This is a genomic window from Humidesulfovibrio sp. (assembly GCF_035560995.1).
GTDB lineage: Bacteria > Desulfobacterota > Desulfovibrionia > Desulfovibrionales > Desulfovibrionaceae > Humidesulfovibrio.
The window spans coordinates 1-5,392 of sequence record NZ_DATMYK010000231.1 but is presented as its reverse complement, the minus strand read 5'-3'; the positions used below and the strand labels follow the sequence as shown (position 1 = coordinate 5,392).

The 5,392-nt window shown below is 69.9% G+C and carries 6 protein-coding genes; 5 read left to right on the top strand and 1 reads right to left on the bottom strand.

From position 1 onward, the window contains the following. The 5 genes from VN419_RS09170 to dapF all read left to right on the top strand — a co-directional run. The coding region (locus VN419_RS09170; RefSeq protein ID WP_325646738.1) for an ABC transporter ATP-binding protein at positions 1 to 553 on the top strand (553 nt) is incomplete at its 5' end. Then, entirely contained in the window at positions 529 to 1,311 is a 783-nt protein-coding gene (locus tag VN419_RS09165; protein WP_325646736.1) for an ABC transporter permease, read from the top strand. The genes VN419_RS09170 and VN419_RS09165, both read left to right, overlap by 25 nt. A gap of 116 nt (positions 1,312 to 1,427) precedes the next feature. Next, positions 1,428 to 2,891, top strand: coding sequence for a DNA integrity scanning protein DisA nucleotide-binding domain protein (locus VN419_RS09160; protein WP_325646734.1), 1,464 nt, complete (start codon positions 1,428 to 1,430; stop codon positions 2,889 to 2,891). A gap of 45 nt (positions 2,892 to 2,936) precedes the next feature. Beyond that, positions 2,937 to 3,452, top strand: coding sequence for an N-acetyltransferase (locus VN419_RS09155; protein ID WP_325646732.1), 516 nt, complete (start codon positions 2,937 to 2,939; stop codon positions 3,450 to 3,452). Positions 3,453 to 3,550: 98 nt separating this feature from the next. After that, entirely contained in the window at positions 3,551 to 4,402 is an 852-nt protein-coding gene (gene dapF / locus VN419_RS09150; protein WP_325646730.1) for a diaminopimelate epimerase, read from the top strand. A gap of 87 nt (positions 4,403 to 4,489) precedes the next feature. Here dapF and VN419_RS09145 read toward each other — a convergent pair. Then, on the bottom strand, positions 4,490 to 5,392 hold a 903-nt coding region (locus tag VN419_RS09145), incomplete at its 5' end, for a response regulator (RefSeq protein ID WP_325646728.1).

Sequence of the window (5,392 nt, the reverse complement as noted above, 5' to 3'; positions counted from 1 at the left end):
CAAAAGCACCCTGCTGCGCCTGTTCTGCCGTCTGGAGGAACCCCAGGCGGGCGCGGTGCTGCTGCGCGGCCAGCCCGTGAACGAATTGCCGCCCCCGCTCTTGCGCCGCCGCGTGGCCTATTTGCAGCAAAGCCCCACGGTTGTGCCCGGCACCGTGCGCGAAAACCTGCTGCTGCCCTTTTCCTTCAAATCCGCTGCTGGCGCGGCCCCGCCGGACGACACTGCCCTTTCCGCCCTGCTGGCCCGCCTGGCCGCGGCGGACATCCCGCTCTCGCAGGAGGCCGCGACCCTCTCCGTCGGGCAGCGCCAGCGCCTGTGCCTGGCCCGCGCCCTGCTCACCAGGCCCGAAGTTTTGCTGCTCGACGAGCCCGTGAGCGCCCTGGACGCCGAGAGCGCCCGCGCCGTCATGGACGCGGCCGAGGGCTTCTGCCTGGACGACGGCGGCACCGTGCTGCTGGTGAGCCACGCCGAGTTCACGCCCGCGCGCGTATCGCCGCTGGCCTACCGCCTGGAACATGGGAGGCTGACATGGACGCAGGCACCATCCATATAGAAGCCTGGCGGCTGGCCCTGGCCCTGGTATTCTCGCTCATCGCCGGGGGCTGCTCCGTGGCCCTCAAGCTGGGCCTGGGGCGCGACATCGCCATCGGCACCGTGCGCACCTTCGCCCAGCTGCTGCTCATGGGCTGGGTGCTCGGCTGGGTCTTCCAGGCCGATTCGCCCTGGCTGGTCATGGGCCTTTTCTTCATCATGGCCGGGGCCGCGGCCCAAACCGCGCGCGGCCGCATAAAAGAAAAGGCCGTGCGTTTCGCCTGGCCCATGTACGGCAGCATGGCCGCGGTCTACCTGCTCATCACCGTCACCGTCACCGGGGCCATAATCGGGGCCGATCCCTGGTGGAAGCCGCAGTACTTCCTGCCCATCGGCGGCATGGTGCTGGGCAATTCCATGAACTCCGTGGCCGTGGCGCTGGACCGGTTGTTCTCCGACCTGCGCGCCCGCGCCGCCGTGGTGGAGATGAAACTGTGCCTGGGGGCCGACGCCAGCGAGGCCAGCGCCGAAGTGCTGCGCGACGCCGTGCGCGCGGGCATGATCCCGGCGGTGAACTCCATGATGGCCGTGGGCCTGGTCTCCATTCCGGGCATGATGACCGGCCAGATCCTGGGCGGCAACGATCCCAGCCAGGCCATCCGCTACCAGATCGTGGTCATGCTGATGATCGTGGGGGCCACGGCGCTCGGCAGCACGCTGCTCACGCTCATCATCCGCAGGCGCTGCTTCGGCCCCGGCATGCGGCCGCTGCTGCGCTAGAGGGATGCAAAAAACGCGGAGGCGCGCGGCTGGCGCGGGTTTCCCGTTGCCTTCCACGGATGGTGCGTATAGTATTTTTTGCAGTTCCATTGACCGGACAGCCCCCTGAGGAGCCCATGAGCCTGGACCGCCACCACATGCTCTGCCTGCACACCGTGCTCGAAGGGCTGCGCCTCGGCCTGTGCGAGTTCTCCGGCCCGTCGCGCGCGGCCCTCATCTACGCAGGCAGGCCCGGCGATTCTTTGCGCGTGGTGGACCCCCAGAACCTGCTGCGCGGGCACGAGCCGCGCATCCGCGAATATTTCGTCGATTCCGAAGAATGGCGAGAGGGCCTGCCCGCGCCGGAACTGGTGAGCTTCTTCGACCAGTTCCACGCCCGCCGCCTGGGCCTGGCCGGACTGGTGAGCCTGGGCGGGCGCTCGCGCGGGGTGGCCTACCAGATGTGGTTCACGGAGCAGCACCCGGACCTGTGCTCCCCCGGGCCCACGCGCCGCTGGCTGGAGCTGGCCCTGCGCCAGCTTTCCACCAGCATGACCAGCCCGGACATCCTGGCCCTGGACGCCGCCTCCAACACCCTGCAGGAGATGGCCCCCCACGCCGTGCACGACTTCATCATGGACGAGCGGGCGCGGGCCATCGGGCCGGACACGCGCTTGCGGGTGTTCAACATCCTCTCGGCCATCATCCAGATTTCCAAGACCCCGGAGGAAGGCGCCTGGGCGCGCGGCAGGCTGGCCTTCGTGGAGCCCGCGCGCCTGTCGCGCATCCACTACCTGGCCAAGCTGCCCAAGGCCGAGCGCCCCCGCCTGGACCACGGCAAGCACGTGCGCAAGATGCTGCTCTCGGTGGAGCGCACCCAGCGCATCCTCATCTCCGATGGCGAACACATCATCGGCATGGCCCAGGGCGGCATGGCCCAGGGCCCGCAGCCAGGCCAGGGCGAGCTGCCCCCCGGCAGCCTGTGCGCCCTGTTCAACGGCCGCCACGGCATGCTCTCCCTGGACGGCAGCCCGGTGTGCAGCTTTTCCGACGGGGCCTACCATTCCACCAACCGCAGGCCCAACCTCGTCACCCTGGAAGAAGCCCTGCTGGAGTGGCCCCTGGACGACATGCAGCGCAGCACGCTCTTCGCCACGGTGTCGCGGCTGGTGGCCATCGCCGGGGAGCAGAAGTACGGCTGCGCGCTGATCATCGACCCCTACACCCCGCTCTTGTCCCTGTCCGGCCACGCGCTGGAGTCGCCCATGCCCCTGGTGGGCGAGGAGCGCCTGGCCCTGGCCGCTGGCCTGGCCAAGGTGGACGGGGCCCTGCACCTTTCCGCCGCGCGCAACCAGCTCTGCTCCTTCGCCTGCCTCATGGACGGCCCGAGCTTCCCCGGCGAGGACCGCGCGCGCGGGGCGCGCTACAATTCGGCCCTGCGCTTCACCCATTCCCACCCGGAGCTCATCGTGGTGGTGGTCTCGAGCGACCGCCCGGTATCCGTGGTGCAGAAGGGCATGGACCTCTCCAAGCCGCCGGTGTGGCCACCGGTGCCCAGCCAGCTGCGCACCCCGCCGACCATCGAAGAATGGCTGGGCTAACCCCGCCCTCCACGCGCCCCAACTCCCGAACGCGAGGTCCAACCCATGCGCATCCGCCCGGAGACCCCGGCCGACCATGCCGCCATCCGGCAGATCAACATTGATGCCTTTGCCGCGCATCCCTTCAGCCGCCAGACCGAGCACCTCATCGTGGAGGCCTTGCGCCGGGACGGCGCGCTGGCCGTCTCCCTGGTGGCCGAGGCCGATGGCGGAGAGGTGGACGAAAGCGTCATCGGCCACATCGCCTTTTCCAAGGCGCTCATCAGCGGCCGCGACCTGGACTGGTATCTGCTGGGCCCGGTGGCCGTGCGGCCGATGTTGCAGGGAAAGGGTACGGGCTCGGCCCTGGTGCGGGCGGGGCTTGCGGCTTTGCGCGGCCTGGGCGCGCAGGGCTGCGCCCTGGTGGGCGACCCGGCCTTCTACACACGCCTGGGCTTCACGCAGGCCAAGCGCCTGGCCTATCCCGGCGTGCCGGGGGAATATGTCCTCTGCCTGCCACTGGCCGGGCAGGAGCCGGAAGGCGACATCGGCCACCATCCGGCCTTCGAGGCCGGGCTGTAGTCCCAAACGCCCCCCACCCACGCATCCCCCCTTGACGAAGCCGCCCGGCATGCTTTCTATTGGGGGCAGACACAATCCGCCCAGATGGAGCTGAATTCATGAGCACAATGTTCGGGGCCCGCGTGCCCTTCTACAAGCTGCAAGGCTGCGGCAACGACTTCGTGGCCATAGACAACCGCGTGCTGCGCCTGCCGAAAGAACTCATGGCCGAGTGGGCCAAACGCATCTGCCCGCGCGCCTTCGGCATCGGGGCCGACGGCCTGTTCTTCCTGGAGCTTGCGCCCAAGGGCTCCGGGGCGGATGTGCTGTGGCACTTCTACAACGCCGACGGCTCCCGCGCGGAGATGTGCGGCAACGCCAGCCGCTGCGCCGGGCGGCTCATCCACGCCCTGGGCATCGCCGGGCAGAACCATGTGCTGTTGACCGACGCCGGGCCGGTGGCCATCGCCGTGGACCCGGAGGCCGGGCTGGTGAAGGTGCAGCTCACCGCGCCCAAGGATCTGGCGCTGAACGCCGCCTTGAGCGTGCAGGGACGCGAGACCGTGGTGCACTTCGTGAACACGGGCGTGCCCCATGCGGTGATCCTGGTGGACAAGGCGGCGGATGTGGACGTGGCCGGAATAGGCCGCGCGGTGCGCTTCCACGAGCATTTCGCCCCTGCGGGCACCAACGTGAACTTCGTGCAGGTGGTGGACAAAGCCCGCACGGTCATGCGCACCTACGAGCGAGGAGTTGAGGCCGAGACCTACGCCTGCGGCACCGGGGCCTGCGCCGTGCAGGTGGTGCTGAACGCCCTGGGCCTGGCCGGGGAAGAGCTGGCCAACACCACCACCGGCGGCGAGGTGCTGACCACCAGCCTGGAAGGCGGGCGGGTGTTCCTCAAGGGCGCGGCCGAGCTGACCTTCACCGGCGAGATCAACGCGCCCGCCCTGGGTCTGCCCCTGCCGTAAGCGCCGCGCGCAAGAAAAAAACACCGCCCCGTCCGGGACAGCGACACGCTGGCCCGGGCGGGGCGTTTCTTTTCGGGCCGGGCCGCCCTACAAGCGGCAGAAGCGCTCGTCGCAGGCCTGGGCCAGTGCGGCCTGGGTCTCTTCCAGCAGGGCGTCCAGGCTGGCCAGGGCCGCCGCCAGTTCCGGCCGTGCGGCCAAAAGATGGCTGGCCAGCGCCGGGTCGGGCGGAGCCGGTTTCGCCAGGGCCGGATTCGCCGGGAACGGGTTGGTCAGGGCCGCGTCGGCCAGTTCCTCCAAAACGCGCGCTGCCCGGCTGGCCGCTGCCGCGCCCACGCTGGCGCTGGTGCTTTTGAGGGAATGCGCGGTGAGGCGCAGGGCGGCCAGATCGCCGCGCTCCAGCGCATCGGCCAGCAGACGCCGCTTTTCCGGCAGGTCGCCCAAATAGTACCGGACCACGTCGGCCAGGAGTTCCTCCTGTCCGCCCAGCATTTCCGAGGCGCGGTCAAGGTCGGCCAAATCCGGCTGGCCGGGCTGGCTTGAGCCTTCCCCCGCGGCAGGTGGCAGCGGCAGCGACGCCAGGGCGTCGGCAAGGGTCTGGAAGCCCACCGGCTTGGGCAGGAAGCCGTTCATGCCCGCCTCTTCGCACTGCTTGCGGAAACTCTCCAGGGCGTGGGCCGTCATGGCCAGCACAACGACCTGACGGTTGCGCTCCCCGGCCTCGCCCCCACGCAGCAGCCGCGTGGCCGTCAGCCCGTCCATGCCGGGCATCTCCACGTCCATGAGCACCAGGTCGAAGTCCTCCCGCGCCAGCAGTTCCAGGGCCTCGCGCCCGTTGCCCGCGTGGCGGACGGAATGCCCGAGGCGGGTGAGGAAACTCTTGGCGATGATGACGTTGGCTGGGGTGTCTTCGGCCAGCAGCACGCGCAGCTTTCTGTCCGTGGAGGGCGAAGGCGAGGGCGCGGCGGCGGTCAGGGGCGCGGCGGGCGCGGC

Bases quoted from the DNA above. Each gene is read 5' to 3' on its own strand.
- VN419_RS09160 (WP_325646734.1), top strand. From the start codon at position 1,428: ATGAGCCTGGACCGCCACCACATGCTCTGCCTGCACACCGTGCTCGAA.
- VN419_RS09165 (WP_325646736.1), top strand. From the start codon at position 529: ATGGACGCAGGCACCATCCATATAGAAGCCTGGCGGCTGGCCCTGGCC.
- dapF (WP_325646730.1), top strand. From the start codon at position 3,551: ATGAGCACAATGTTCGGGGCCCGCGTGCCCTTCTACAAGCTGCAAGGC.
- VN419_RS09155 (WP_325646732.1), top strand. From the start codon at position 2,937: ATGCGCATCCGCCCGGAGACCCCGGCCGACCATGCCGCCATCCGGCAG.